Source organism: Pseudoalteromonas sp. MM17-2 (assembly GCF_022347945.1).
GTDB classification, from domain to species: Bacteria; Pseudomonadota; Gammaproteobacteria; order Enterobacterales; family Alteromonadaceae; genus Pseudoalteromonas; species Pseudoalteromonas ruthenica.
This window is the reverse complement of sequence record NZ_JAKRFV010000006.1, coordinates 1-25,712: the sequence shown is the minus strand read 5'-3', so window position 1 is coordinate 25,712 and position 25,712 is coordinate 1. Positions and strand designations below refer to the sequence as shown.

General features: G+C 48.1%; 27 protein-coding genes and 4 tRNA genes. 21 read left to right on the top strand and 10 right to left on the bottom strand.

From position 1 onward, the window contains the following. Nucleotides 1-56: 56 nt before the first annotated feature. Together MHM93_RS06840 and MHM93_RS06835 are read right to left on the bottom strand one after the other, a co-directional pair. The gene (locus MHM93_RS06840) at nucleotides 57-1,181 is read right to left on the bottom strand and encodes a DUF4785 domain-containing protein (RefSeq protein WP_239448466.1); all 1,125 of its coding nucleotides are present in this window, start codon (nucleotides 1,179-1,181) and stop codon (nucleotides 57-59) included. A 9-nt stretch (nucleotides 1,182-1,190) separates the two neighbouring features. Continuing rightward, the gene (locus MHM93_RS06835) at nucleotides 1,191-2,045 is read right to left on the bottom strand and encodes a hypothetical protein (RefSeq protein WP_239448465.1); all 855 of its coding nucleotides are present in this window, start codon (nucleotides 2,043-2,045) and stop codon (nucleotides 1,191-1,193) included. 227 nt (nucleotides 2,046-2,272) lie between these two features. Here MHM93_RS06835 and MHM93_RS06830 point away from each other — a divergent pair, with 227 nt between their 5' ends. Continuing rightward, entirely contained in the window at nucleotides 2,273-2,656 is a 384-nt protein-coding gene (locus MHM93_RS06830; RefSeq protein WP_239448464.1) for an MAPEG family protein, read from the top strand. A gap of 79 nt (nucleotides 2,657-2,735) precedes the next feature. Here the strand turns inward: MHM93_RS06830 and MHM93_RS06825 are convergent, their stop codons facing one another. From MHM93_RS06825 to MHM93_RS06815, 3 genes are all read right to left on the bottom strand, one after another. Further along, nucleotides 2,736-3,935 carry a M56 family metallopeptidase gene (locus MHM93_RS06825; RefSeq protein WP_239448463.1) on the bottom strand — a complete coding sequence of 400 codons (1,200 nt, stop codon included), beginning with the start codon at nucleotides 3,933-3,935 and terminating at the stop codon, nucleotides 2,736-2,738. 1 nt (nucleotide 3,936) lies between these two features. Then, nucleotides 3,937-4,314 (bottom strand): BlaI/MecI/CopY family transcriptional regulator, encoded by a 378-nt coding sequence (locus MHM93_RS06820; RefSeq protein ID WP_022945014.1) that lies wholly within the window; start codon nucleotides 4,312-4,314, stop codon nucleotides 3,937-3,939. Nucleotides 4,315-4,375: 61 nt separating this feature from the next. After that, entirely contained in the window at nucleotides 4,376-5,074 is a 699-nt protein-coding gene (locus MHM93_RS06815; protein ID WP_239448462.1) for an RNA pseudouridine synthase, read from the bottom strand. Between the two features lie 100 nt (nucleotides 5,075-5,174). On the opposite strand from MHM93_RS06815, the gene MHM93_RS06810 reads away from it, so the two are divergent. From MHM93_RS06810 to MHM93_RS06775, 8 genes are all read left to right on the top strand, one after another. Beyond that, nucleotides 5,175-5,480: a DUF6482 family protein gene (locus MHM93_RS06810; protein WP_022945016.1), complete on the top strand. Its 306-nt coding sequence runs from the start codon at nucleotides 5,175-5,177 to the stop codon at nucleotides 5,478-5,480. Nucleotides 5,481-5,608: 128 nt separating this feature from the next. Then, complete coding sequence (locus tag MHM93_RS06805; RefSeq protein WP_045979377.1) at nucleotides 5,609-7,090, top strand: FMN-binding glutamate synthase family protein; 1,482 nt, start codon at nucleotides 5,609-5,611, stop codon at nucleotides 7,088-7,090. Nucleotides 7,091-7,189: 99 nt separating this feature from the next. Further along, on the top strand, nucleotides 7,190-8,890 hold the full coding sequence (locus tag MHM93_RS06800) for an alkaline phosphatase D family protein (RefSeq protein ID WP_239448461.1): 1,701 nt from the start codon (nucleotides 7,190-7,192) through the stop codon (nucleotides 8,888-8,890). 104 nt (nucleotides 8,891-8,994) lie between these two features. Next, nucleotides 8,995-9,234 carry a VF530 family protein gene (locus MHM93_RS06795; protein WP_053911091.1) on the top strand — a complete coding sequence of 80 codons (240 nt, stop codon included), beginning with the start codon at nucleotides 8,995-8,997 and terminating at the stop codon, nucleotides 9,232-9,234. Nucleotides 9,235-9,321: 87 nt separating this feature from the next. Continuing rightward, nucleotides 9,322-11,052, top strand: coding sequence for a DUF4153 domain-containing protein (locus MHM93_RS06790; protein ID WP_239448460.1), 1,731 nt, complete (start codon nucleotides 9,322-9,324; stop codon nucleotides 11,050-11,052). Nucleotides 11,053-11,054: 2 nt separating this feature from the next. Then, nucleotides 11,055-11,828: an amidohydrolase gene (locus MHM93_RS06785; RefSeq protein WP_239448459.1), complete on the top strand. Its 774-nt coding sequence runs from the start codon at nucleotides 11,055-11,057 to the stop codon at nucleotides 11,826-11,828. A gap of 71 nt (nucleotides 11,829-11,899) precedes the next feature. Continuing rightward, a complete protein-coding gene (locus MHM93_RS06780; RefSeq protein ID WP_239448458.1) occupies nucleotides 11,900-12,556 on the top strand; it encodes a glutathione S-transferase family protein in 657 nt (218 codons plus the stop codon). Between the two features lie 55 nt (nucleotides 12,557-12,611). Next, entirely contained in the window at nucleotides 12,612-14,021 is a 1,410-nt protein-coding gene (locus tag MHM93_RS06775) for a mannose-1-phosphate guanylyltransferase/mannose-6-phosphate isomerase (RefSeq protein ID WP_239448457.1), read from the top strand. Here MHM93_RS06775 and MHM93_RS06770 read toward each other — a convergent pair. Beyond that, nucleotides 14,018-16,177 (bottom strand): ATP-binding protein, encoded by a 2,160-nt coding sequence (locus tag MHM93_RS06770; protein WP_239448456.1) that lies wholly within the window; start codon nucleotides 16,175-16,177, stop codon nucleotides 14,018-14,020. The genes MHM93_RS06775 and MHM93_RS06770 overlap by 4 nt on opposite strands. A gap of 95 nt (nucleotides 16,178-16,272) precedes the next feature. Beyond that, nucleotides 16,273-16,572: a helix-turn-helix domain-containing protein gene (locus MHM93_RS06765; protein WP_239448455.1), complete on the bottom strand. Its 300-nt coding sequence runs from the start codon at nucleotides 16,570-16,572 to the stop codon at nucleotides 16,273-16,275. Between the two features lie 191 nt (nucleotides 16,573-16,763). Here MHM93_RS06765 and MHM93_RS06760 point away from each other — a divergent pair, with 191 nt between their 5' ends. The 3 genes from MHM93_RS06760 to MHM93_RS06750 are packed head-to-tail and all read left to right on the top strand — an operon-like array spanning nucleotide 16,764 to nucleotide 17,973. Next, nucleotides 16,764-17,375 (top strand): glutathione binding-like protein, encoded by a 612-nt coding sequence (locus MHM93_RS06760; RefSeq protein ID WP_239448454.1) that lies wholly within the window; start codon nucleotides 16,764-16,766, stop codon nucleotides 17,373-17,375. 12 nt (nucleotides 17,376-17,387) lie between these two features. Further along, the gene (locus tag MHM93_RS06755; protein ID WP_138548817.1) at nucleotides 17,388-17,756 is read left to right on the top strand and encodes a nuclear transport factor 2 family protein; all 369 of its coding nucleotides are present in this window, start codon (nucleotides 17,388-17,390) and stop codon (nucleotides 17,754-17,756) included. 10 nt (nucleotides 17,757-17,766) lie between these two features. Continuing rightward, entirely contained in the window at nucleotides 17,767-17,973 is a 207-nt protein-coding gene (locus MHM93_RS06750; RefSeq protein ID WP_022943677.1) for a 4-oxalocrotonate tautomerase family protein, read from the top strand. Nucleotides 17,974-18,280: 307 nt separating this feature from the next. Here the strand turns inward: MHM93_RS06750 and MHM93_RS06745 are convergent, their stop codons facing one another. Next, a complete protein-coding gene (locus MHM93_RS06745; RefSeq protein WP_022946419.1) occupies nucleotides 18,281-18,937 on the bottom strand; it encodes a response regulator transcription factor in 657 nt (218 codons plus the stop codon). A 216-nt stretch (nucleotides 18,938-19,153) separates the two neighbouring features. Continuing rightward, nucleotides 19,154-19,519 carry a histidine triad nucleotide-binding protein gene (locus tag MHM93_RS06740; RefSeq protein WP_045979365.1) on the bottom strand — a complete coding sequence of 122 codons (366 nt, stop codon included), beginning with the start codon at nucleotides 19,517-19,519 and terminating at the stop codon, nucleotides 19,154-19,156. Between the two features lie 98 nt (nucleotides 19,520-19,617). Here MHM93_RS06740 and MHM93_RS06735 point away from each other — a divergent pair, with 98 nt between their 5' ends. Next, a complete protein-coding gene (locus tag MHM93_RS06735) occupies nucleotides 19,618-20,208 on the top strand; it encodes a DUF2057 family protein (RefSeq protein ID WP_239448453.1) in 591 nt (196 codons plus the stop codon). An 82-nt stretch (nucleotides 20,209-20,290) separates the two neighbouring features. Here MHM93_RS06735 and MHM93_RS06730 read toward each other — a convergent pair whose 3' ends face one another. Beyond that, nucleotides 20,291-22,129, bottom strand: a complete 1,839-nt coding sequence (locus MHM93_RS06730; RefSeq protein WP_239448452.1) for a M1 family metallopeptidase — start codon at nucleotides 22,127-22,129, stop codon at nucleotides 20,291-20,293. A 118-nt stretch (nucleotides 22,130-22,247) separates the two neighbouring features. Between MHM93_RS06730 and murB the strand changes: the two genes are divergently transcribed. The 8 genes from murB to MHM93_RS06690 all read left to right on the top strand — a co-directional run. Beyond that, the gene (gene murB / locus MHM93_RS06725; protein WP_239448451.1) at nucleotides 22,248-23,276 is read left to right on the top strand and encodes a UDP-N-acetylmuramate dehydrogenase; all 1,029 of its coding nucleotides are present in this window, start codon (nucleotides 22,248-22,250) and stop codon (nucleotides 23,274-23,276) included. After that, entirely contained in the window at nucleotides 23,263-24,249 is a 987-nt protein-coding gene (gene birA / locus MHM93_RS06720) for a bifunctional biotin--[acetyl-CoA-carboxylase] ligase/biotin operon repressor BirA (protein ID WP_022946424.1), read from the top strand. Before murB ends, birA begins: the two co-directional genes overlap by 14 nt. After that, on the top strand, nucleotides 24,246-24,950 hold the full coding sequence (locus MHM93_RS06715) for a type III pantothenate kinase (protein ID WP_045979360.1): 705 nt from the start codon (nucleotides 24,246-24,248) through the stop codon (nucleotides 24,948-24,950). The genes birA and MHM93_RS06715 overlap by 4 nt, the downstream gene beginning before the upstream one ends. A gap of 117 nt (nucleotides 24,951-25,067) precedes the next feature. After that, nucleotides 25,068-25,143, top strand: a tRNA-Thr gene (locus MHM93_RS06710). Between the two features lie 41 nt (nucleotides 25,144-25,184). After that, a tRNA-Tyr gene (locus tag MHM93_RS06705) sits at nucleotides 25,185-25,269 on the top strand. A gap of 46 nt (nucleotides 25,270-25,315) precedes the next feature. After that, a tRNA-Gly gene (locus tag MHM93_RS06700) sits at nucleotides 25,316-25,390 on the top strand. 13 nt (nucleotides 25,391-25,403) lie between these two features. Then, nucleotides 25,404-25,479 (top strand) — tRNA-Thr (locus tag MHM93_RS06695). Between the two features lie 134 nt (nucleotides 25,480-25,613). Next, nucleotides 25,614-25,712, top strand: a 99-nt coding sequence (locus MHM93_RS06690; protein ID WP_235408380.1) for a GTP-binding protein, incomplete at its 3' end; no start/stop codon positions are given.

The following is a 25,712-nucleotide window of genomic DNA, read 5'->3' as shown; positions in this document are numbered from 1 at the left end:
GTAGGGTAAACCCAATACCAAGCCAAGCCTGATATTGGGTGCATATCATCATGCGCTTAAAACCCGGCTACCGGGCCTTTAACAAACTTCTGTGTGGGGGTGAATTTCAGCATTCGAGTGTGGTCACTTAACTCAACATCCACCAACTTGAATGGTCCCGTTGCCGCTGTCGCAACATCGAAAGGCAGAGTAAAGGTATCAACACCTTTTATCGCTTTCGCGACCTCGACAGTAGCCAGCTTGGTGGCCTTACCTGCTACCATTCCTTGCAGCGTGGCGCGAATCGCGTAACGGCCTTCATCACTCACATTCACCGGTACGCTGGCTTGGAAACGGTTATTGCCGAGCGCACTTACTTTCGCGGCTTTCATGGTAATAGTGTCTTTACTATACACAAAAGGCAGTTTTATGGTGCGTTTAACCTGTTGGCCGTTAATGTTTACTGTGGTGTCGGCTTCTATTTCATAAAACCCTTGCGCCGCTCCTACATGCTGTAACGGCTGGCTGAAAATCACTTTACCATTGGCGTAACGAGCGGATAGTTGTTCATTCACCGGGCTGTGAACACGCAGCGAGACATTGTTGGCAGCCTTGCTAGCGTTGCCCTGCTGCGCCATAGATAAATCCATAGCAAGAGAACGCTGTTGTTCATCGACCCTGAAATCGGCGTGGGCTTGCAGTGCATAGGGTGAATCTTTCTCTACTACATGCAGCAGATATTGGTCATCATCACCCAGTGGCTGAGTACTTTGTAGCATCGGCTTGTTTTGCGCACTGACATTTTTGATCTGAATGGCAACACTGCCATCTTTAAAGCCCGCTTGGTGCATTTGTTGCTGCGCGGCTATGCTTTTTAGCGCCAGTGTGGCGTTGCTTTTTGCATCTCGCAGTTGCAGTTTATCCATTTGCAATTGCTGCGGTTTAATCACGGTGCCGCTGTCAAAGCGCGCTTTTGGCGCAACGCGGATGAGGTGGTCGGCTTGGGTGACGTGCACAGCCACACCTTGTTTAAGCTCTCGACCACTGACCGTTTGCCAGTATTCATGGCTGCTTTTTGTTAACTGTTGCAAGCTGGTGTTGTCGCCTTGATATACATTAGGCCACTGATATATGGTTTGTTCATTGGCCATTGTGGCGCTGGTCATCATGGCCAGAGCACTCAGGGTTAGTGTGTATTTCATGTCTGGCTCCTATATTCTGTTTTTCAGCATATTGCCCAGGCCAAAGCAGTCGCGACGACTTTGCTGGTGGCTTAGTGGCTCACTGCCACGGGTGCGTGATTTATCGGTAAACCATACCGAGCCTGCTAGAGCTTGTGAGCTGCACTCCAGAAAGCCATCGGAGCAGTTATCAAGCCAGTTTTGCGTGACCTCTAGGCCAACTTGATTTTGATAACCACCGCAATAACTATCCGAATCCCACACCGCAGATTCAACGTCGCTGCCGATCACGGTTTCAAAACGTGAGGGAAGAGCTGGGCGATTCGGCGTACCTTTTAACCACTCGGCATTATAAGCAGCCATCCAAGACACTTGTTGTTGTTTTACTGCGTCATTGCCGTAGCCGAGAATCCAACCTAACCCTTGTTCAAAGGTGTTACCGGCAATCACCGCATCGGCCAAAGGGGTGCCACCACTGGAAGGGGCCAAAGCGATGGTGTGATTGACTTTATTGATGATACTTGGGTAACGGCTATCCCACGTGGGGTTGGAGAGGATCCAACGCACCACATTGCCGCCGTTTGAATGAGTGATCAGCGTTAAGTCAGTAATATTTTTGTTGGCAATAAAGCTGTTTAATGAGTCGGCTAGGCAACCTGCGGCGCCTTCGGCCCACATAAACTGTTCAAAGTCACAATTAATCACCGTAAAGTTATTGGGGTTGGCAATGCCTTGACGCACCTTATCAACAAAACCACTGGTCCAGTAGTCGTTATAGGCATCGCTTTGCTGGCCTGTGCCGTGAATGAAGGCAACGCCCTCAGTTGCAAAAACGCCTTGGCTCATTCCGAGCGTAAGCGCGAGAGAGATTAGTTTTATTTTCATGTGTGTTCCTGTTGATTGTTATTTCCATCAGGGTAGAGGTGTGACCTCCGATCAGAAAATAGACTAAAGAGGTACAATTGCAAGCTGGAATTTACAATTATTTAACCTTGGTGTCTGTTTTAGGGGCTAAAATAGGAGCTGTGATGCGTAAAAAACAATAACCTAGCACCGGGCTTATCATTGGATTAGGGTAGTGCCAAGCCTGTGGCCTTTAAAAAGGAACGATTATGAGTGTATTAGTTGTGTGTGCGTTGATCGCCTGTGTGTTACCTATACTTGCCAAAGTGCCGCTCGCTTGGGCGCAGAACCAGCAAGGGGGGTACGATAATCGCCATCCTAGGGCGCAACAACACGCGCTTACCGGCTTTGGCGCAAGAGCATTAGCAGCGCACCAAAATAGCTTCGAGTCCCTGATTATTTTTGCTGTGGCATTAGCTGTGGTGATTGGCGCCAATAAACAAGCCGCAGTTATGGATACCTTAGCTATCAGCTATATTGTTGCGCGGGTGTTGTACTGTCTTTGCTATTGGTTTGATTTACATTTGCTGCGCTCATTAATTTGGGCGGTTTCTTATGCCTGTCCCATTGCTATGATCGCACTAAGTATTTAGCACTTTTCTGGTGTTAACGAAAAACACAAAGCAAGCACCTAATTTAAGGGGCTTGCTTTATATTTTTGTTGGTCGCGAATTAGTGCGAAGTGACGTTAATGCGCTCGGTTAAATCAGGCAATTGCACGTCGTTGCTGAGTTTGAAATCAAGTTGCACTAGGTGCTCATGCTCAGGATCTGAATAAGGCTGGTACTGCCATTGTTCAAGCGCGCGCACCGCCTCTTTGTCAAACACTTGGGCCGGCTGTGATTTCACCACCGTAACATTGTTCACCGAACCATCTTGCGCAATTTGGAATCGCAAAACCACAGAACCGGAAATGTTTTGTTCCGCAGCCTCAATTGGGTACTTTGGTTCTATGCGCATCACTGCTTGCGGTTGGTCGGTTTTGTCTTGATTGTGCCCTTCACCTGCTTGTGTTGTGGCAATCAGCGTTAGGCTCGCTAACGCGAGTAAAATACTCAGCACTTTAGCGACGATATGACCCCGATTCGCCGATTGCATATTATGTAAGCGTTGTAACATCATGTTTTTATCTCCGTAGTATGAATAAGCCAAGCTGTGCAGTTGCGAACGACTCGCACATTCGACCATAGATTTACCATACAGCAAGCGCTGTGTGGCCGATTTGTTTGCTAGTACTAGTTCATCGCAGGCCAGCTCTTGGGTGCGTCTTAAGCTGAAGTATCCTAGCCATATCAGTGGGTTAAACCACATTAAAATCACACAACCTAGCGCAGCGGCATTAATGATGTTGTCGTGGCGTCTTAGGTGCACATGCTCATGTTCAATCATCAAAGCCAAGGTGTCGGGGTTATGCTGTGTTACCAAATAGCTAGGTAGCACAATACGTGGCCTTATAAAGCCGACAAGCATGGGGGAGCTTATTTTTGTGCTCTCGTAAATAGGCAGTGATGCATTACTTACGCTGACAGTGCTGGTCAGTTTAGCGCCTATGCGGCGTTGAAACTGTGCATGCTGCAAGAAAACACCTAGCAATAACACTGTGACCACAAACCAATAAGCGATTTCCCAATTCATGCTAACGTGCGTACTCGCTTGCTGCAGAGGCGTCACGATGTAACTGTTTAGCACTGTGGGTGATGCCACTGATTGGCTGAGCTCAACATGGTGCGCTATGAGCGCTGCAGGAACCACAAGCCACAGGCCATATATAAAACGGGCGGTCAATGATTTAAGGGCATAGCGCTCGACAATAACAAGTGTTATTAACAACGCAGAGAGCCAAGCTTGTTGGGCGATGATCCAGGCAAACATATTACTTTCCTTGTTGGTCTTCCCACTCTTTTATAACGGCTTTGAGTTCGTTGATATCTTGCTGTGACAGTTGCTCTGTTTTCGCAAAACCGCTGACTAATGGCGCAATACGGCCACTGAAAAATCGTTGTATTAAGCTTTTACTTTGCTTGAGGGTATATTCTTCGCGGCCAATTGTGGGTGTGTAACTATATAAACGGCCCTGTTTTTCAAAGCTGACCGCCTGTTTTTTTACTAGTCGGCCTAACAGCGTTTTTATGGTTTTTTCATGCCACTGGGTGTCGTCGCTCAGGCGTGCAACCACCTCGCTGGCTTTCGCTGGATGACCTTGCCAAAGGGCTTCCATAACGGCAAATTCGGCTTTCGACAACTCGATCATAGTATTGCTCACAAATGTAATTCTTAAACCAAAGATTACACTTGTAGTCAATGTCGTCAAGTTATTTTTGTAATCCGTACACCTGTTCCGCTGTCAGTGCTTGAAAATGGTGTTCGTTGATCAGCTCGGGTTGCAGTACATAGTCTCCTATACGCACACGCATAAGGTCGATAACCCGGTAGCCGCAGTGCTTCGCCATTTTACGAATTTGCCGATTAAGCCCTTGGGTCAGGATGATTTTAAAGCGAGTTGCTGACAGAGGTTCGCAAACACAGGGACGCGTCGTGTGTTCGCCCAGAGTAATGCCACTGCGCATTTGCACAAAAAACTCGGGGTTTAATGGTTTATCAACTTCAACCCAATACTCTTTTTGATGCGCAAAGTCGGGGTGTGAGAGGCGTTGGCACAGCGCACCATCATTGGTCAGTATCAGTAACCCGCGTGAGTCTTTATCAAGGCGACCAACCGGGTAAACACGGGGTCCAGCTGGGAGGTGATGAATAAGACTATGAGGGTTGTGTGATTGCAGCTTGCAATCAATGCCCACCGGTTTGTGATAAGCAAAATAACGTTTCGGCGCCAGTCCCAGCACTTCCTCGCCATCCACGGTGACATGGTCATGGGGACTGACATGGGTAATGTGTTGCGCCAAGGCACCGTTGACTCTCACTCGCTCGGCGGTAATCAGTCTTGAGGCTTGGCGGCGTGAGCAAACGCCAGCATGAGATAAAAACTTAGCGACACGAATAGGCGGTGACATGATTATTACTATAACTAACGGACAAGGCCATCATAGCATGCTTTAATCGCCATGGCCTTTGCTTACGTATAGCTTTAAACCTTAATGTATGGAGCAAATCATGGGTATCGACTTTACTAACCTGCAGCATCATCAACCGATTCAAAAAGTAGTGATCCACTCATTGGATATGGCGTTGTATCAAGTATCGGTAGTAATCAACAATATTGAATACTATGTCAAAGACCCTCGAGGCGAGATCCTCAAAGCCAATAGCCCATTGCATATTCAAAAGCTGTTCGATGATATTGCCTATCACGCCATGGTACTGCGCCATAGCAGTGCTTACGATGAAATGTGCGGTCAGCCGACTCGCCAACAAGATAACACTTTAGAAGTGCCCTACGGCAAAAACGGTTATTACTAATGGTGCTGCGTACTTTTGTTTCAATCGCTGTACTCTGGGTAGAAAGAAAATAACCTTATTAACAGTCTGGTCAATTGCCTCACTATATGTAAATCTGCATAGCATTAGGGACAACAAGGGGTTAGCTGATGAGCGACTTTTTCATTTACGCCATCGACTTTTTGACCAGTCTGTTTTTACTGGCGTTGGGCATCATCGTACTGGTGGTGATTTATTTTTATATTGTTGATGTTAATCAGAACAAGCATGCAATTCGTCGAAACTATCCAGTTATTGGTCGGTTTCGTTATTTTTTCGAGCGCCAAGGCGAGTTTTTTCGGCAATATTTCTTTGCCATGGACCGCGAGGAAATGCCGTTCAACCGTGCCGAGCGCAGCTGGGTATACAAAGCGGCGAAAAATGTTGATCGCACCTCTGCATTTGGCTCCACACAAAGCTTAGATCCCGCCGGCACCATTATGTTTATGAATTGTGCCTTTCCCACTTTAGAAGAAGACGCCATCGACCCTGAGCCCATTGTGCTCGGTGAGCAATCTCGCCACCCCTACACCGCGAAGGCGGTGTTTAATATCTCTGGCATGAGTTATGGCGCTTTATCTAAACGCGCCGTGTTGGCGCTATCGCGCGGAGCCCGCCAAGCGGGGTGTTGGATGAATACTGGTGAGGGGGGATTGAGCCCCTATCACCTTGAGGGTGGCGCCGATATTGTCTTTCAAATTGGCACCGCCAAATATGGGGTGCGTGATGAGCATGGCCAGCTCAGTGATCATAAACTCAAGGAAGTGGCGGCCCATGAGCAAGTGAAAATGTTCGAGATCAAAATGAGTCAAGGTGCAAAGCCCGGTAAAGGCGGGATGTTACCTGGGGTTAAGGTCAACGCTGAAATCGCCAAAATTCGTGGTATTCCTGAGGGCAAAGACTCCATTAGCCCGAATGGACATCCGGAAATTAAGAGCGTCAGTGATTTGCTGGATATGATAAACCACGTGCGTGAGGTGACGGGGAAACCTACGGGATTTAAGGCTGTATTAGGGGAAACCCAGTGGCTTGAGCAACTGGTGGCCCTGATTAAACAACGTGGCGAGCACAGTGCGCCAGATTTTATCACTATTGATAGCGCCGATGGCGGCACTGGCGCCGCCCCTCAACCGCTGCTGGACTCGGTTGGTTTGCCATTGAAAGAGAGCCTGCCTTGGGTGGTCGACTTGCTAGAGCGTAATGGATTACGTGGTCGTATTCGTGTCATTGTTTCTGGCAAGTTGATTGTGCCTTCCAAAGTGGCCTGGGCGATTGCCTTGGGCGCTGACTTTGTGGTCTCGGCTCGTGGCCACATGTTTTCCTTGGGGTGTATTCAGGCGCTGCAATGCAACAAAGATACTTGTCCCACAGGGATCACCACCCATAATCCGAAACTGATGAAAGGGCTTGATGTGGTTGATAAAACTCAGCGCGTTGCTAACTACAACAAATATATTCACTATGGCATCGGTCTGATTGCTCACTCCTGTGGGGTGAATAACATACGTGGCCTGAATCGTCAGCATGTGCGCGTGGTGCAAGAAGATGGTTTGTCGCAAACCTTGGATGAGATGTACGCGCACTATAAATAATGCCTAAAAGGGCGTGCTGCTGCTGGCTTTAACCTCTTTTTAACATTACTTCGGTAGGCTGTTTCTTTTAAAGGAACTTTACAACTTACCGAGGATATAATGAAAAAAACATTAAGTGTTATGGTGGCACTGTTCAGTAGCGCAGCCTTGGCTGAGCCCGAGGTGCACTATGAAGCGTGTAAAAAGCGCTTCAGTTATATGGGCACTGATTATCAAGGCACAACCGACAGAAATAATAGCGGTTCGCAATGGTGTTATTTACAAGAAGCCATAGAGGGTGCGACATGGGGGCATGTTCGTAATGAAACTATCCCTCAATTTACCACTGTGCAGGGAGAGCGCTGCCAGGCTCCTTCGCAGTATCAAGGCGAATCTTTTTATGGATGTAGCACACGCAATCACAGTGCACCTTGGTGTTATGTTGCTGATGGCAGTTGGCAAGAGTGCGCGCCAGTGCCGCCACCTGAGCTACTTAAACATACGCAGCCGCAGCAAAGTAAACGTTTAGATCGCATTGCCTTGGGTTCGTGCTTCAAAACCAAGGGCGACATGCCAGAGGCCTTGGCGCGACTGATCTCTCATCAACCCGATTTATTTTTATGGCTGGGGGATAATATTTATGCCGACACCCAAGATATGAAGGTTATGCGGCAAAAATACGACGATAAGAAGCAAAACCCGCATTATCGACAATTTTTGGCTGCACAAATCCCTGTTATGGCGACTTGGGACGATCATGACTTTGGCCGCAACAACGACGGTAAGCATTACTCCAAGCGTGAGCAAGCGCAGCAGGAATATCTACGTCACTTCGATATCCCCGAAACTGACCCACGTCATCAGCAACAGCAGGGCATATATGAAGCCAAAATGCTCGGCCCCAGCGGTGAGCGTACTCATGTGATCACCCTAGATGCACGCTACTTCCGTTCGCCCACATTTAGCCAATATGGTCAATGCGAGGGTGAGCAAAGTACCATTCTTGGCGAGCAGCAATGGCAGTGGCTAGAGCATCAGCTGCAACAACCGGCTCAAGTCACCTTAATAGCCAGTGGCATTCAAGTGCTGCCACCGTTGCACCAACAGCGTAGCCGCAGCAGCTATTGTGCTTATGGTGATGGCCAGGCCTTTGAGGGCGCGCTCAGCAGTATGCAAGAGCAAACAATGTCAGGAACGAGTTATGAGTCTTGGGCAGAGATGCCAGCTCAACGCGCGCGACTGTTACGCTTAGTTCAGCAAGCCGTGAATGAAGGACGTACCCAAGCTGTTATTTTCTTATCGGGTGACCAACATTGGGGCGAACTGCTACAGAAAAAAATTCCCGCCAGTGCTGAGTATGGCAAAGCGGTCACAGTGTATGAGGTAACGGCCTCTGGGTTTGGGCAAAACTGGCCGTATCATATAGAAAACCCATTGCGTATGCCTATCTATGCAGATCATCAAGGCGACGGTATTTATCGGCATCAGTGTCAACTGCCGTTTACTTACGCGGGAGTAACTTATCAAGGTTGTATTACTCGAGATCATGATAAGCCGTGGTGTTATACCGAAACCGACGCAAACGGCCAAGGCGTTGCTCAGCAATGGGGAAACTGTGCTGGCAGTGGCGCTCAAATCCCGGGTGGTGAAGTGGGCACGGTGAGCAATAATATTGGCCGCCTCAGCACGGGTAATCGCCATTTGATCAATAAATCGGGCAGCAACTATGGCATGGTTGATATTGACTGGCAGCAACGAACAATTACCTTATCCATTGAAACGGCTGACGAACAAGCGGTTTCTACCATAATAAACTTTTAGATTGAGACTAAATGATGCACAGCGGCAGTTTTCAGTCGCTGTGCATTGCGTGGTATTCTTAGCGTTATGAGGCCAATTGCGCCCTGTTTAAAAGGCTAAGTACAATGGATAATCAACCCAATAACCCCCTGCATGGCGTTAAGCTGGAACAAATAGTGACTCGTCTAGTCGAGCACTATGGCTGGCAGGTGCTAGCGCAGCACATCAATATTAATAGCTTTAAGAATGACCCCTCGGTGAAATCATCGCTGAAGTTCTTACGTCGTACGCCTTGGGCGAGAGAGGAAGTAGAGCAGCTTTATATTAAGACCTTCCACACGTGGCCATACAACGCCCAACAATAATGTTGTTCGTGTCCCGATAAGGATTTTGCGCAAGGCGCTAAAAATAGCGTATGGTGAGTGTGAACAACTAAGGATAGGAACATACTCATGACCCAGAAAAAGCACTTTATTTTACGGTGGTTAGTGCCTCAGGCTTTGCTGCAAAGTGCCTTGCTGGTGTGGCTGTACTTAGCCGTTGACAATGGCAACTGGCCAGCGCAATCGCCCACCTGGTTGGTGGGTTTAGTTACCCTGACTATCGTCTTTCCTGGATTATGCTACCTGCGATTAGAACGCGCAGGTTGGCGGCGCTTTTTAACTTTAGCCGTGCCCTACTCGCTGTTGTTGAGTGTGTTGGGGATGTATATCGGTGCGCAGCAGCCACAACAAGAGCTCTTTAATAACGACGCGTTGATTGTCACCTTTGTATTATGTGCCTTAATCACCACGTTAAAGCTACTTAATGTAGCCACTTTGTATAGCAGAGGCGAGCCGATCACCTATCGGCAGTTGTACGAGCTATCTTGGCAGCATTTTATTCAGTTCAGTTTATGTTGCTTCTTTGCTTTAGCTTTATGGCTTATTTTGCTTCTTGGTGGCGAGCTATTCAGCACCATCGGCATTGAAATTTTAGCTGATCTGCTCGATGAACCTTGGGTTAGTATTCCAGTGCTTACCTGTGCGTTTGCAGGGGCTGCTATTGCCCTTAGAAGCATGCTTTCGGCCGTCGAAAATATTGAAAAGCTACTGAAAATTTTAGCCAAATTTTTACTGCCCGTGCTTGCTGTGCTGGCTATTACCTTTATCGCCAGCTTGCCATTTACCGGATTAGAGTCGCTCTGGCGGCTGGAGAACAGCACCTTAATGCTGCTGTGGATGCAAGCGAGTTTGTTGTTCTTCTTTAATACCGTGTACAGCCGAACCGATGCTCTGCCTTACTATCACTGGTGGCGTGGGGTGATGCTATTGGCGCTGCTGACTTTACCGCTATACGCAATGTTGGCACATTACGGCCTGTGGCTGCGCATTGAACAGTATGGCCTGACAGTGAGCCGAGGGTGGGGAGTGCTGATCAGCGCCACCTTGGCATACTTTGCCTTCAGTTACTGCGGGGCTATCATCATCAAGCGCCAGCTATGGCTCATTTGGGTGCACAAAATCAACGTTATCGGCTGCGCCGCATTATTTATGGCGTTGTTGGCGGTCAATTCACCGCTTGCTAATTTGCAACAGCTCAGTGCCCAAAGCCAAGTACACCGATTGCAATCGGGGCAAGTCAGTGCCGATGAGTTTGATGTGTATTACTTTTACAGGGAACTTGGCAAGGCTGGCTTTGAGGCGCTGCAGCAAATACAACAGCATACTGATAATGACTCTCTTAAAGCGCGTATAGTGCGTTTATATGCTAATCGTGATGAACCCAGCGACTTTGAAAAATGGCAGTCACAATGGCTGCAAGGGGTGCGCATTGCCGATGCGGCGAACCAACCTCCTTCCAGCTTGTTACAGTTTATCCATAGCAATAACTTCTACAAATATTATGGCCAGGGGGCTTCTTTATACCTCATTGCTGCCGATGTGAACCAAGATCAGCAGTTAGAATGGCTATTGCTGCACCAGCAACACAATTATCTGCAAGGGGTGATGTTCACCGAAAACCAGCAACAGCAGTGGCAGAGTTATCACTTGCAGGTGGCCAACGCCACTGACGATGAAGAGCAAATTAAGCAGGCTTTGGCAGCTGGGGAGTTTACTTTAACAACGCCGCAATGGCAGCATATCGATATAGGTGGGGCGCGTTTATCGGTGCCAGTAAATATCTATGAGCAACAGGAGTAACGATGTCGAAACTAACCGTCGCTTTGCTACAGCATGACATTCACTGGTTGGACGTAGAGGCAAACCTCGCACATTTAGCGGCGCAGCTACAATCGCTACCAGAGGTTGATTTAATCTTGCTGAGTGAGACCTTTGCCACTGGATTCGCTGTCGCCGAACCAAATGTTGAGCGTCATAGCGAGCGCATTATTGCTTGGCTTAAAGACCAGGCCCAGCGCCGCCAAGCGGTTTTGTGCGCCAGTGTTATTAGTGCCGACGAGACAGGCAAGTTTAACCGCCTATATTGGGTGCACCCCAGTGGCGAGCTGGATTATTACGACAAACGCCATCTATTTTGCTTAGGCAAAGAGGGTGAGCACATGGACGCCGGCACAGCGCGCAAGGTGTTCACTGTAAAAGGGGTCAGAGTCCTTCCTCAAGTATGTTATGACCTGCGTTTTGGCGTATTCCAACGTAACCGTAATGATTATGATGTGATGGTTAATATTGCTAATTGGCCAGCTGCTCGGCGCGATGCCTGGGATACGTTATTAAAAGCCCGGGCCATAGAAAACCAGTGTTACGTGTTAGCGGTCAACCGGGTTGGTGAAGATGGTCAAGGTGTTGAGCACAATGGCGGCACCGCAGCTTATCGCTTCGATGGCAAGCAGGTCGCTTATGGCGAGGATAATAAGGCCCAGACGATTACGGTTACCTTGGATTTAGCGCAGTTAGAGGACTATAAGGAATCCTTTCCCGCATGGCAGGATGCGGATGACTTTGAGCTCAATTTGTAACCCCCTGGCCACGGCATAATTACTTTTAAGCTGCTAGGCTCAGAGGATGAGCTATAACAAGGAGGTGTGCGGTGACTCAGATTACTCTTTTCACCTACGACTGGGTGCCACAACTACCGCGCGGCTATGTGCGTGATTTGCGCGTACGTTGGGCATTAAAAGAAGCTGGTCTCGATTACCGCGTTGCCACTGTGGCATTTAAAAATAGAAGCGCTGAGCATTTTGCCCGGCAACCGTTTGGGCAAATTCCCTGGCTCGAAGATGGCGAGCTGTCGGTGTTTGAAAGCGGCGCTATCTTGTTACATCTCGGCGAGAAAAGCACGGCACTGATGCCCAGTGTTGCCAGCGAGCGGAGTAAGGTGATTGAATGGGTTTTCGCGGCGTTAAATTCGGTTGAAGCCGCTAGTTTACCCTGGTCTATTTACCAGTTCTGTGGTGATAGCAATGACACCCCAGCCCGACAACAGTTAGATGCCTTTTTACGCGCTCGACTGACGCACATGGAGCAAATATTGACGCAGCGGCAGTGGTTGGCCGCCGACTTTTCTATCGCCGATATTTTAATGGCCGATGTACTGCGGTTAGTGGCGCGCTTTGACGCCTTGGCTGAGTTTAAAGCCTGTAATGCGTACCTTCAGCGGGCCTGTGCTCGGCCCGCATTTCAGGCGGCACTGCAAGAGCAACTAGCTCAGTATGGAGAGCCTTCTGCAGATCAACCCAAGGCTTAATCAACGCCATCAAGAACTGGTATAATCGTTATTCGATTATTAGTTCTGAGCTGGTATGTTGATTTTACCTGTGCTTTTAGCGGGCGGTAGCGGTACGCGTTTATGGCCGTTATCGCGCCAAGACCGTCCAAAACAATTCTTATGCCTAGATGGCGAGCATTCACTGTTACAGCAGGCTGCACTGCGAGTACAGCATCACTGCTTGCTGCCACCGCTGGTGGTGTGCAACGCCGAACATCGATTTATGGTCGCGCAACAACTACTGGAGGTGGGCATTGATCCCTGCGCCATTATTCTCGAGCCACAGAGCAAAAATACTGCCGCAGCGGTGGCTATTGCCGCGCTGTGGGCACAGCAATATTATCCCAGTGCCAGCTTATTTGTGACCCCGGCGGATCATGCGATTACCAATCCCGCGTGTTTAATTGAGTGTTTACCGGCGTTAGCGCAGCACAGTGATCAGGCGCTACTTACGTTTGCCATTGAACCCACGCGCGCCGCCACAGAATATGGCTACATTTTAAAAGGTAAGGCCGCAGCACAGGCGACCAATCTATTTCATGTACAGCACTTTAAGGAAAAGCCCTCATACGCGCTCGCGCAGCAGTATATCGAACACGGGAACTACTACTGGAATTCCGGCATGTTTATGTTTACCAGTGGCTGTTTTGTGCGAGAGCTAGAGCGACACCAACCACAGATGATGGCTGCGCTGCGCAAAGCGGCGCACTTTCACCGCGATCTTGATTTTGTTCGTGTCGATGCCGATGCCTGGCAACACGTGCCCAGTGACTCTATTGATTATGCTCTGCTGGAGCATAGCGAACAGGTGCTTACTTGCCCGTTGCCACTGCAATGGGCCGACCTAGGCAGCTTTGCGCAAGTATGGCAACACACAGAGCAAGATCATCAGGGCAATGCGGTGATTGGCGAAGCGGTGCTGCAAGATAGTCATAACAACTTAGTGGTGACTGACGAGCATCAGGTGGTGGCGACCTTAGGAGTGCATGATTTGGCCGTAGTGCAAAGCGGTGATACCACCTTGGTGGCAGCCAAATCGCAGCTGCACACTATGCCAGCTCTGCTTAGCCAAGTCAGTGAGCAGTACCCACAGCGGCGTTTGCGTCACCGCCAAGTATTTCGACCTTGGGGCAGCTACGAGGTGCTCAATGAGGGGCCAGGTTTTAAAGTAAAGCACATTATGCTTCATGCCAAGACGCGACTGTCTTTGCAGCTACATCAACATCGCGCTGAACACTGGGTGGTTGTTAGCGGCACTGTGCTGGTGGAGATTGATGGCCAGCAAAGCCAGCTCAGCGCAGGACAATCAACTTTTATCGCTGCGGGACAAAAACACCGCCTGAGCAACGCCTCAAACACTGTCGCGCGGGTGATTGAGGTGCAAAGCGGTGAGTACCTTGAAGAAGATGATATTGTCCGTTTTGATGATGATTATGGCCGTTAGACTTGGGCGCGCATTGATTTAAGGTACAGCTCTAAGCTTTGTTGCCATAGCTCTAGGCAGTCGCCTAGGTGAGTATCTAGCGGCTTATCCTCAAGCAATCGCCGTTCAATTTTCTTTAACGCCATGCCGTAGCGATTAAACCCGAGTTGCAAAGCTGTACTGGCTTGGCGGTGTAACACTTTGATGCACTGCTCTTTATCACTGGCCATAAGTTGCTGGCAACGCAGCAGTTTGTTACGGGCTGAAAGCACGAACTCATTATAAATAGAGGTCAGCTCTTGCTCTTCAAAGGTATTGGCCATTTGCTCTGCGGCGGTTTCATCGTAGAGCACATCTTTAAGCTCAACACTCAAATTAGGTGCTTGACTGGACTGCGAGTCACTTAACGCTTGGCGCAGCTTTTCTTGTTTTATAGGTTTGCCGACAATGTCTTTGATCCCCAAGGCCAGGTATTCTTTCACTTCATCGGGGCTGAGGCTGGCAGTAAAGGCTAAAAACGGCGTGCGATGATTGCGATGGTCGATATTCTTCAAGCGTCGGATCACCTCTTGGCCGCTTAAGTCGGGTAAATTCATGTCCAATAACACCACATCAAAATGATACTGCTGCATCAGTTCAATGGCGCTATGGCCATCGGTAGCGAGCTTCACTCGATGCTCGTCCTCGGCCATAAACTCTATGGCAATCTTTTGGTTAAGGTCGAGATCTTCTACTAACAACACATCAAGGCCGGTGAGGTAATGGGTCGTTTGTGGACGTTTCTCAACGAGGCTAAGCTCGCCCACAGTTAAGCGCATATCAAAGCTAAAGGTACTGCCTTTGCCAACTTCACTATCAATAATAAGCTGGCTGCCTAAGTGTTCCAGCAGCCGGCTGGTGATTGCTAAGCCCAGACCAGAGCCGCCCTTGAGTTTACCTGCGCTACTTTGTACATAGGGTTCGGTTAAATACTGAATTTCTTCTTGTTCTATGCCGGGGCCTGAATCAATAACACTAAAGCGTAGGGTGTGTTCTTCTTGGCCTTCACGCAATAAATCTACCTGTAGAATCACTTCACCTCGGTCGGTAAATTTGATGGCATTACCTACTAGGTTAATCAGTACCTGTCGTATCTTTTGGTGGTCGCAGTAATAACAGGCTTGTCGCGGCAGGTTAAAGTTCAACTCAAACTTGACCCCTTTTTGCTCTGCCAGCGGGCTTAGCAACAAACACAGGTTATTAATCCAAGTGCGTAACTCTACGTCTTCTTCAAAGAGGGCTTCATCACTTTGGTCCAAGCTCGCATACTCAAGGACTTTATCAATGAGTAGGTTAAGCGACTCGGCTGAGTTGATAATGGCTTCACAATAGGGTTTGTTTTTGGGGTTATTGGATTGGTTCATGATCAATTGCGCACTGCCTAATATGCCATTGAGTGGGGTGCGAATCTCATGACTGACGGTAGATAAAAACAGGCCGCGAATTTCTAAATCTTTCTGCGCCTTGGCTGTGAGTTGATTAAGGTTAAGCTCGCGACGCTCGTTACAGAATAACGCCAAACCAGCAGCGTAGAGCATCGGCGCTAGCACGCCATTAATTAGCAGCGTCATACTAAACCAATCGTTACGGATCAGGCTGAAGCGGTCGATATCGCCAATCCAAATTGTGCGGGCGCTGAATATGCCTAAGCACATCACTAAGGCAATTAAATACACCAAACTGGCACTGGGGTATTTATGTCGTCCGTAGCGAATAACAATGTAGGTTAGACACAGTGCTTCAGCAATATGTTGTAAATCTGACAGCAGCACCCTAGTACGCAAGTTACTGTCGAAGAACATAAAGTAGGTAAAGCCAAGGAGTAAAAAGGCGCTAACGAAAATAAATAAGGTGGTAACAAAACCTTTGTAATCTAAAAAACGGCTGATGGCTAACACATGAATAATGGAGCCGAGCATAAAGCTAATGTTAGCCAGTACCACTAACGCCTGTGAGCCCACATCAACGGTGCTCTTCAACGCGAACAGTAAAATCGCCAATAACAAGCACACGGGATAAAACACGTACAAGCCAATACCGACAAAATTACGGTTGGCCCGCCAAGTAATAAAGTTCAACAGCGCCATAACAAATACGGCAGCGGCACTGGTGTAAAAAAGGGCTTTTGCGTCGAGCATCAACAAGTTAAAAGTTTACGTTAGATAGCCACTACTATACGCAAAATTCACTCGATGGCCATGCGAAAAGTCACAACTCATCCGTGGTTATGGTGCTAGTCGTACTGCTTTTGTAGATAGCCCATGGTTTTAAGTTTGTGACCGACCTTCACGATTTCGTCTAATGCTGGAATAAGTGCTTGGCCAAGCTCGGTAAGCTCATACTCCACCGAGGGCGGAGAGGTATCACGTACATGGCGAACAATAACGCCGCGCTCTAATAGCTCCGTTAAGCGAGTTGAAAGTACCTTTGCCGAAATCGGCGGGATATCAATTCGCAGCTCATTAAAGCGGCGCGGTCCAGCGCGTAAACACCAAATCACATTGGGCGCCCAGGCACCGGAAATGACCGCCATACATTCTGTAAGCATGCAGGGTTGGGGTGGTTTAGGGCTTTTATTCAGCCTAACTTTCAATGACATAAGAGTGACTAAGTTTCTGTACGGTAACCCAATTCTAGCACCAAATACATGGTTACTTCTAGTAATCTGATTTCCATTAGATATTATCTAAAGCTCCACAAGGACAACAACAGGAATACCGTGAAATGAAGCTTTACTACAAACCTGGCGCCTGCTCTATGGCCTCGCATATTATCCTCAATGAGCTCGAGGTCGACTTTAAACTTGAGCGTGTTGATACCGATAAAGGTCAAACCGAGACAGGGGGTAACTACAGCGAAATTAATAGCAAGGGCTATGTGCCTGCGCTGGCTGTTGATAACCAAACAATACTGACCGAAAATCCAGCCATTCTTGAGTATTTAGCCGATCTAAAACCACAGCTAGCGCTTGCTCCCAGCATTGGCACATGGCAGCGCTATCAGCTTCGTGAGCAGCTTGCTTACCTAAGCTCTGAGCTGCATAAGAGCTTTAGCCCCTTTTTCTCAGGAGTTGAGCTGACAGCCACACAGCGCCAGGCGGCACAGGCGAAAATTGGCAAACGTCTCGCACCGATAGAAGCTCAGTTAAGTGCTGGCAGCTTATATTTGCAAGGCGATACCTTTACCGTGGCTGATGCCTATGCCTTTGTCATTATTAACTGGTCACAGTTTATTGGCTTTCCACTGACGTCATGGCCTGCCATTAATGCCTTCTGGCAGCGAGTTAATGCTCGCCCCAGTGTGCGCAAAGCGATGCACACCGAAGTGCTAGTCTGAGCAGGTCACCTCATGAAGCCGTTGCCAGAAATTACTGCGTTGTTGCAACGCTACTTCGATACCTTGTACCACTGCGACTTGCAGAAATTCGATAGCGTTTTTCATCCCCAAGCTATTTATGTGAGCGCAGATAAGCAACCTTTGCTGTATCGCGATATGCCTACCTATCGTGAGGTGATCGCTCAGCGTACATCGCCCGCTTCTCGCGGTGAGCAGCGTCAAGACAGCATAGATGCAATAGAGCTGCTTGGCGATAACACTGCACAGGCTAGGGTACGTTGCTCTATCGGTGCTCAGGACTATGTTGATTTATTGTCACTGGTACGCAGTGCTGGACAGTGGCGCATTATTGCAAAAGTATTTCATATTATTGATAAGTAAGGAGAAGGATATGCCCTATGTGAATATTAAAGTAACGCAAGAGGGAGTCACTCAAGCGCAAAAATCAGCCTTAATAAAAGGGGTTACCGAGTTACTGGTTGAGGTATTAAATAAGTCCCCAGCGACCACTATGGTGGTGATTGATGAAGTCGAACTCGACAGCTGGGGTATTGGTGGCCTGCCGGTCGAGCAATACCGACGAGCAGCACTTGAATAGCCCGGCACATTAATACAGAGCCCTCGCGCTTGTAATGGTGCATCTTAACCTTACAAGGTATGCTACCTTGTAAGGTCTTACTGAATGTGTTGACGTGCGTGTTGGCAGTGGTCCTGAATATTGAGATGCTAACTTTATCTGTATTACTACGCATAATAACGCCATGCAATCTATGTCAGGCACCTGTTATCTTTTATTCGTTCGCAACAAAACTCAGCGTTTATCTCGGCTTATAGCGCATGCGTTATATTTAGCCGCAGATAAATTTTACCGACAAAAAAGCCGGCAATAGCCGGCTTTTTTGATATTAGCGTAATTCATTGGGCATGTTAGTTTGAGCCCAAGATAATAGCTCCACACGGTTACGACACTTGGTCTTACGAAATGCACTGTATAAGTGAGTTTTAACCGTATGCGGGCTGATATTTAAGTCTTCGGCAATTTCTTTGTTCTTAGCGCCTTTACTCATTAACGCGACGATGGCTTTCTCGCGCTTGGTCAGCTTCACCGGCTCAATATCACCTTCAGTGAGTTTGTGCAGCGAATCTTTATTAAATTGCAGCATGCGGTTCAGCACGTTACACATAACATCACGGCGATACCACAACTGGTTCTCTTGAAGTAAGCGAATGCCTTTCATCATCACATCGGCATTATCTGTGGTGTAAAACACGCCACGAATACCACTTAGTAGCGCCCGATTAGCGAGCTCTGGATTCTCATCTAGATTGAACAGCACAATGTCACATTCCACTTTTAAATTGACTAAGTGCTCTTTTAAACGACTCCACGCATCGTCTGATGATGTTTCGATAAATAAGTAAGTGGTGCCAGGCTTAACCTGAGCAACGTCGGTGCCTTTATGGACTTCGAGTCCCTGTGTACGCAGAAGTGGCTCAAGGACATTGACGCCTATTTGGTTGATGGGGTCTTGTTCAAGTAATAGAAAGACAGTCTTACTCATTGTGGTTAGCGGCTCTTTTACATTATTACCACTATCGTATCATGGAGCTCACTTCTTTTGTATTAGGTGGCTCAGAATTATTAGTGAAAAAAGATTAATAATCTTCAACTTCTGGGTATATACAGGCAGAATGCGAGGTACAGGGCAGCGGAGCCAATGATAACACCTTCTTTACCTCTGCCCATATTTGTTAACCTTATAAAAGATAAGCGAAAGTTATACTTTTTTCTTATCCTGATAAGGAGGCCAACCCATTTCTTTGCCGGCCAGCATGTGCAAATGAATGTGGTAAACAGTTTGTCCGCCATGATCATTGCAATTCATTACTACGCGATAACCTTCATCTGCAAAGCCTTGTTCTTTAGCTAGTTTTGCAGCAACAACATACAAATGCCCGACTGTGGCGGCATGTTCATCGGTAATATCGTTAATGGTGGCTATCGGGGTTTTTGGGATAATAAGCACATGGAACGGCGCTTGGGGATTAATATCTTTAAATGCTAAAGCATGTTCATCTTCATACACGATATCTGCTGGAATTTCGCGGTTAATAATCTTACTGAAAATGGTTTCTTCACTCACGATGTGGTCCTTATCTTTTCATGGATGAGCCAGTAATGACAAAGAAAAGCAGAAGTGTCAAACTGAAGCTTAATCCATTTGCTAACAAGGAAATGACTATGTGGAAGAAAACGATAATGACCAGCCTAATAACACTGGCTTTGGCCCCTCAGGTGCAGGCCGAGATGGTGTACTTCCCGGAGGAAATCATTCCGTTACAGGTGGATGATAAAGAGATAGAGCAGTCATTTTTCTCAACGGTCGATGAATTGGAACTAGCTCCAGGGCAATACCGCTTGAAGCTGCAATACAGCGATTTGTATGAAAGTGGGTTTGATGATCATCAAGTGGTGGAGTCAGAACCATTTTGGGTAAATTTAGAGGTAAAAGCGGGCGAGGATTACGATGTGATTTTTGAGCGTGCCAGTAATGCCGCAGCGGCCGAGCTTTATGCCGAAGCACCGACAGTGCGTTTACAGGCGCGGGGGCAAAAATTAGCGGCGCCGATGGCTTCTGTTGCGCCAGCTGAGGCACCACAGGCGAAGACGGTAGTCAGCGCCAATAACCCTGATAAAGAGAGCCTTGAAGCGGCCCAAGTCGTGGTTGATAACAACGTCAGTGCTGCGGCTATGCTGGACTTTTGGTGGCAGCAAGCCAGTGCGCAAGAGCGCCAAGCTTTCTTGGAGAAAGTAAAAGCAAACCAACAATAGTAAAACTAGCATCGTTGTTACAAGTACAAAAAAGGGCGAGATTTCTCGCCCTTTTTGCAACGTTTAAACTGGCAAAGCCCAGTTACTTGAATAAGGCGTCGATCGTACCTTGTGCTAAGGGGTGATAGCCTGGGCGTGCGCCCTGATAAACGTCATACGCCCAGTCGCGCTTACCGTTTGCAATAAGTGCTTTGTATAAGGGCACAATGAGTTTACGGCGGCCAATGCTGCTCAAGTGCTGGTCTAGTGCAGGGTAAACCGCTTCATAACCATTGCCTACCGCTAACATAAACCATGCAAACGCCACTTCTTTATTTGTCGATGCCGTGAGGTTGAACTGCGCGTCTAGCTCTGCCATTTTATCGTTGTTTAAATCACGCGGCAGATTGTTCAAAAAGTGCAACCACTCGTGCACAGTCCAGTCAGCCGTTGGCAAGTCGCTGAGCTGCTTATCGCCTGCTAGCCAAGCTTGAGTGTGTGCATCTACTTTATCAAACACGTCAGAGGTGGGGTTAGGCGCATCGGCGGGTAACCCTGGCTGGTAAATCCACTCTTTTGCTTTTTCTAAGCTGACCACTCCAGGGTGGGCCTTTAATAAATGCTTGTCTAAGTAGGCTACAAACTCGTCGGTAGTCACAGATTGGAAAGCGTGATCGCTAAAGTATTGCTTCACAAAGGTATCGAAGGTGTCACGACCAAATTGCTGCTCCAAGTAGATAAGGAACAATTGACCTTTGGTGTATGGCACTGAGCTAAAGGCATCGTCTGGGTCACGGCCGTTTAGCTTTAAGTTTAGGCGCGTATCGGGAGCGTCAATGGTTTTTAGTTGAGCGCGTAACCCGGCGCTATCCAGGGCTTGCTCCATCACTGCGCGCTCGCGGCCAAATACCTCTTCCATGATGCGGTTTTCCACATACGAGGTGAAACCTTCGTTAAGCCATAAATCTTCCCAAGTCGCGTTCGTTACCAAGTTACCAGACCAAGAGTGGGCCAGCTCATGAGCGATAAGGTTCACTAAACTCTTATCACCGGCGACAACGGTTGGGGTGATAAAGGATAGGCGCGGGTTTTCCATACCACCAAACGGAAAGCTTGGTGGCAGCATGAGTAAGTCGTAGCGGCCCCATGCGTATTCACCGTACATACCTTCGGTTTTATCAATCATCGCCTGAGTGTCATTAAACTCGGCGACTGACGCATCAAGAATTTGTGGCTCAGCAAAAATAGCGGTTTGATGCGACATCTCCTTGTATTCCAGGTTACCGGCACCGATAGCGATCAGGTAGGGAGGAATGGCCTGCGGCATATCAAAGAAGTAATCGCCGTCTTTAATGAAAGCCCCGGTGTTGTCGGCACTCATTACCGCACGCACGTTTTCTGGTGTTTCAATGCGGGCACTGTAGGTTACGCGCATCGCTGGTGTATCTTGAACTGGGATCCAGCTACGGGCATGGATGGCTTGCGATTGGCTATACATGAACGGCTGAGTTTTGCTCGCAGTTTGCTCTGGCGTAAGCCACTGCAAGCCTGAAGCTTGTGGCAAGCTGTTGTAGTAAATTCGCACTTTAGGAGCCTGCTTTGCGAAGCGAATAGTCAGCTTGGCGCCTTTAACATCGTTGCGCGGAGCTAAGGTAAAGTCTGCTTTATGCCATTTGCCTTGATTGTCTTCATAAATAACGCGATCAATTTCCAAATCGCGAGTATCAAGCACCAAGGTGCGCGCACTTTTATCTTTCCACTCCAGGCTATGTTCCACAAAGCCTTCAAGTTGTTTGTCGGCGAAATCAACATCTAAGTCTAAAAAAAGGTGAGTTGAGACAACTTCATCTAAGTTGGCATAGGTGTGTTCATCTTGGGCTGCTAACGCATGCTGGCTTAAGCCTGCCATGGCCAATGCCAAAGCGAGTGGTTTTAATTTCATAGTATCCTCAGAACGAGCGAAATAAGAAGAACTCGTTATACCAGATCTCAACCAGCACTGACAGCTATGTCAGACGAGCTCCTTGGGTTACACTAGCTTTGCCTTAAGTAATAAATTAATGACAAGAGAGTGCCTTTTGCCTGCATTACAAAGCCTTCATACTTTTGCCCTTGCGGCTCAGTGCCAACAACTGTTGATTGTCGAAGATCCTGAGCAGCTGCATGATATTGATTTTACGCAGCCGTTTTGCGTGCTGGGTGAGGGCAGCAATACTATTTTTACGGCCCCGTATCAGGGGAGCGTGGTGTTAATTGCCAACAAAGGCTTGGTAATAGAAGAGCATAGCGACGCGTGGCTACTGCATTGTGAAGCAGGTGAAAATTGGCATCAGCTGGTGCAGCAAAGTTTAGCCTTGGCAATGCCAGGGTTAGAAAACTTAGCACTGATCCCCGGGACCGTGGGCGCAGCACCTGTGCAGAATATTGGAGCCTATGGTGTTGAATTGGCACAATTTGTAGATTACGTGCAAGGTTACGATATTACTAAGGGTTGCTTTCACACTTTGCGTGCTGAGGAGTGTGAGTTTGGCTATCGCGATTCGATATTTAAGCATGCCTTAAAAGAGCGTTTTATTATTACTCGGGTGGGTTTGCGGTTACCGAAAGCGTGGCAGGCAAACACCAGTTATGGGCCACTGCAAGAGCTGCATCAACCCACAGCGCAACAAATTTTTGAGCAGGTGGTCGCTGTACGCCAAAGTAAACTCCCTGACCCATATCAACTAGCTAATTCAGGCAGCTTTTTTAAAAACCCAATTTTGCCGCGCCAACAAGTGGCTAGTCTTCGACAACGCGACCCCTATATGCCCTGTTACGATGTGGACAACGAGTTCCAAAAAGTAGCGGCGGGTTGGCTAATTGAACAAGCAGGGTTAAAGGGTTACTGCATTGGTGATATTGCTGTACACGATAAGCAAGCTTTGGTTTTGGTGAATCGTGGCACGGGCACCGCAGAGCAACTTATGGCAATGATTCAACATATTCAGCGCACTATCTTGGCGCAATTTGGTATTGCTTTGGAGCATGAAGTGCGATTGCTGGGCGCGCAAGGTGAAATCCATGTGGAGGCTGACAATGAAAGCGCCTGATGGCAATAAACTGGCTATATTGGAGCGTCTCAATCAAGGACGCTTTTTGTCTGGTCAAGTGCTGGGGGACGAACTGGGCATTAGCCGCGCAGCGGTTGCCAAACATATTCACTCGCTGCAAGAAATGGGCATCGACATTTATAAGGTCAACGGTAAGGGTTACCGTATTAGCCGACCATTAAGCTTACTATCTCAACCAGCAATTACCGAGGTGTATGAGCAATTACAAGGGCAGGCGGGGCGCTTCGAAGTACAACCGATTATTGATTCCACCAACAGTGAGCTTATGCGCCGTATCCAGGCGAATAGCCTTGAGCCTGATACCGTGTTAGTGGCGGAAATGCAGCGCCAAGGCAAAGGGCGTCGCGGTAGAGTGTGGCAATCACCCTTTGCGGCGAATTTATATTACAGTTACTACTGGCGCTTAGACGATGGCATGCACGCTGCAATGGGGCTGTCTATTGCCGTTGGTTTAGCCATTTATGACTGTTTAAAGGCGCTTTATGGCTTAGAAGTACAGTTAAAGTGGCCGAATGATGTGTTGGTCGCTGGGCGAAAATTAGCCGGGGTATTGGTTGAGCTTGACGGCACCGCCGAGGGGCCCTGTCACTTGGTGATTGGCATCGGCTTGAATGTCAGTATGCCCGACAACGCGGCTCAGCATATTGACCAACCTTGGTGTGACCTTAATGAATTTACGACCGAATTAGACAAAAACCAATTAGTGGCGGCGTTGACTTGCTTCTTACAAAAACGCTTATATCAGTATCAGCGTCAGGGGTTAACGCATATGTATCAGCAATGGAATGATGTACATGCGTTTGCCGGTCAATGTGTGGAGTTGAGTTCTGGCAACAATCATTGGCGCGGAATATGTGAGGGCATTGATGAACAGGGCGCGGTGGTGATCCGTGTTGATGGCCAGAGTAAGCGCTATTTTGGTGGCGAAATCAGTTTGCGAGCGACGACATGAAACTACTAGTAGATGCTGGTAATTCGGCAGTAAAGCTAATGTTGGCCACAGAGCAAAGTGAGCTCAGTGCTGTGGGGCTGCAAGAAGTGCCTTGGTCACACGTGGAGGAGGTGCTGGTATCGGCTGTTGCTGAATCCAGTGCGCTCACTCAGGTGCTGGCATTGGCGGCAGCGCAAGGTAAGCAAGTGCACTATGCTCGCGTGAGTGGCCATTGGCAGCAGTTGCAGTGCGCTTATGAAAACCCCAATACCTTGGGAATTGACCGCTGGTTGGCGGTGATCGCTGGCTACAGTGAAAACCCGCAAGGCGAGACTGTGATTGTGGATGCGGGCACAGCGCTGACAATTGATGTGGTAAACAGTGAACACCAACATTTAGGTGGCTATATCTTGCCTGGTCTCGATCTTACCGAGCACAGTATTGTTAGTCGCGCACAGAAGGTGTTCAGTGTTGATGGCTTACGTCGCCATATCAGTCCTGGGCGCTCGACACCTAGCGCAGTAAAAAATGGTGCCTTGCTCAGTGCTTTGGGAGCAGTGGAGTATGTTCTTTCACATTATTGTCATGGCGACCAGGCGCAGTTATATATAACTGGCGGTGATGGTTTAGCGTTACATAACCACCTGAGGGCAAGTGTGTATCGGCCGCATTTTGTTTTTGAAGGCTTACTTAAGTGGCGAATTGGTGCGCAAACTGTTTAAAAACCCGCAGTTCTGCGCGAATATTGAACGTTTAAGCACGAAACCGTAACTTTTTTTGATTTTATAGTTGCATCACTCAAAACCATGCCTTAGAATCTCGCCCCGTACTAAAGCAGTGCCGACTTAGCTCAGTTGGTAGAGCAACTGACTTGTAATCAGTAGGTCATCCGTTCGACTCGGATAGTCGGCACCATTTTCCTCAACTTGGAAAGGCTTTAGAAAGAATTTTAGCGTGGAGGGGTTCCCGAGCGGCCAAAGGGATCAGACTGTAAATCTGACGGCATTGCCTTCGCTGGTTCGAATCCAGCTCCCTCCACCACTTTTATTCTTGACGGTTAGAGGTAGTTAAGAACAGGTTCCTAAAAGCGGGCATCGTATAATGGCTATTACCTCAGCCTTCCAAGCTGATGATGCGGGTTCGATTCCCGCTGCCCGCTCCAGTTTTTCTGGTGTGCTGATATAGCTCAGTTGGTAGAGCGCACCCTTGGTAAGGGTGAGGTCGGCAGTTCAAATCTGCCTATCAGCACCAGTCCCTGACTTTTCCTGAATTACTCCCTTTGATTTGTCTAAAAAATATTCAATAATTGAAGAATTGAATTGACCGGCGCTTGCGTCGATCGTTTGATATGTAATCTAGATACACAAAAACTTATAGGTTCCGTCATGGCAAAAGAAAAGTTTGAACGTTCGAAACCGCACGTAAACGTAGGTACAATCGGCCACGTTGACCACGGTAAAACAACTCTAACTGCAGCGATCACT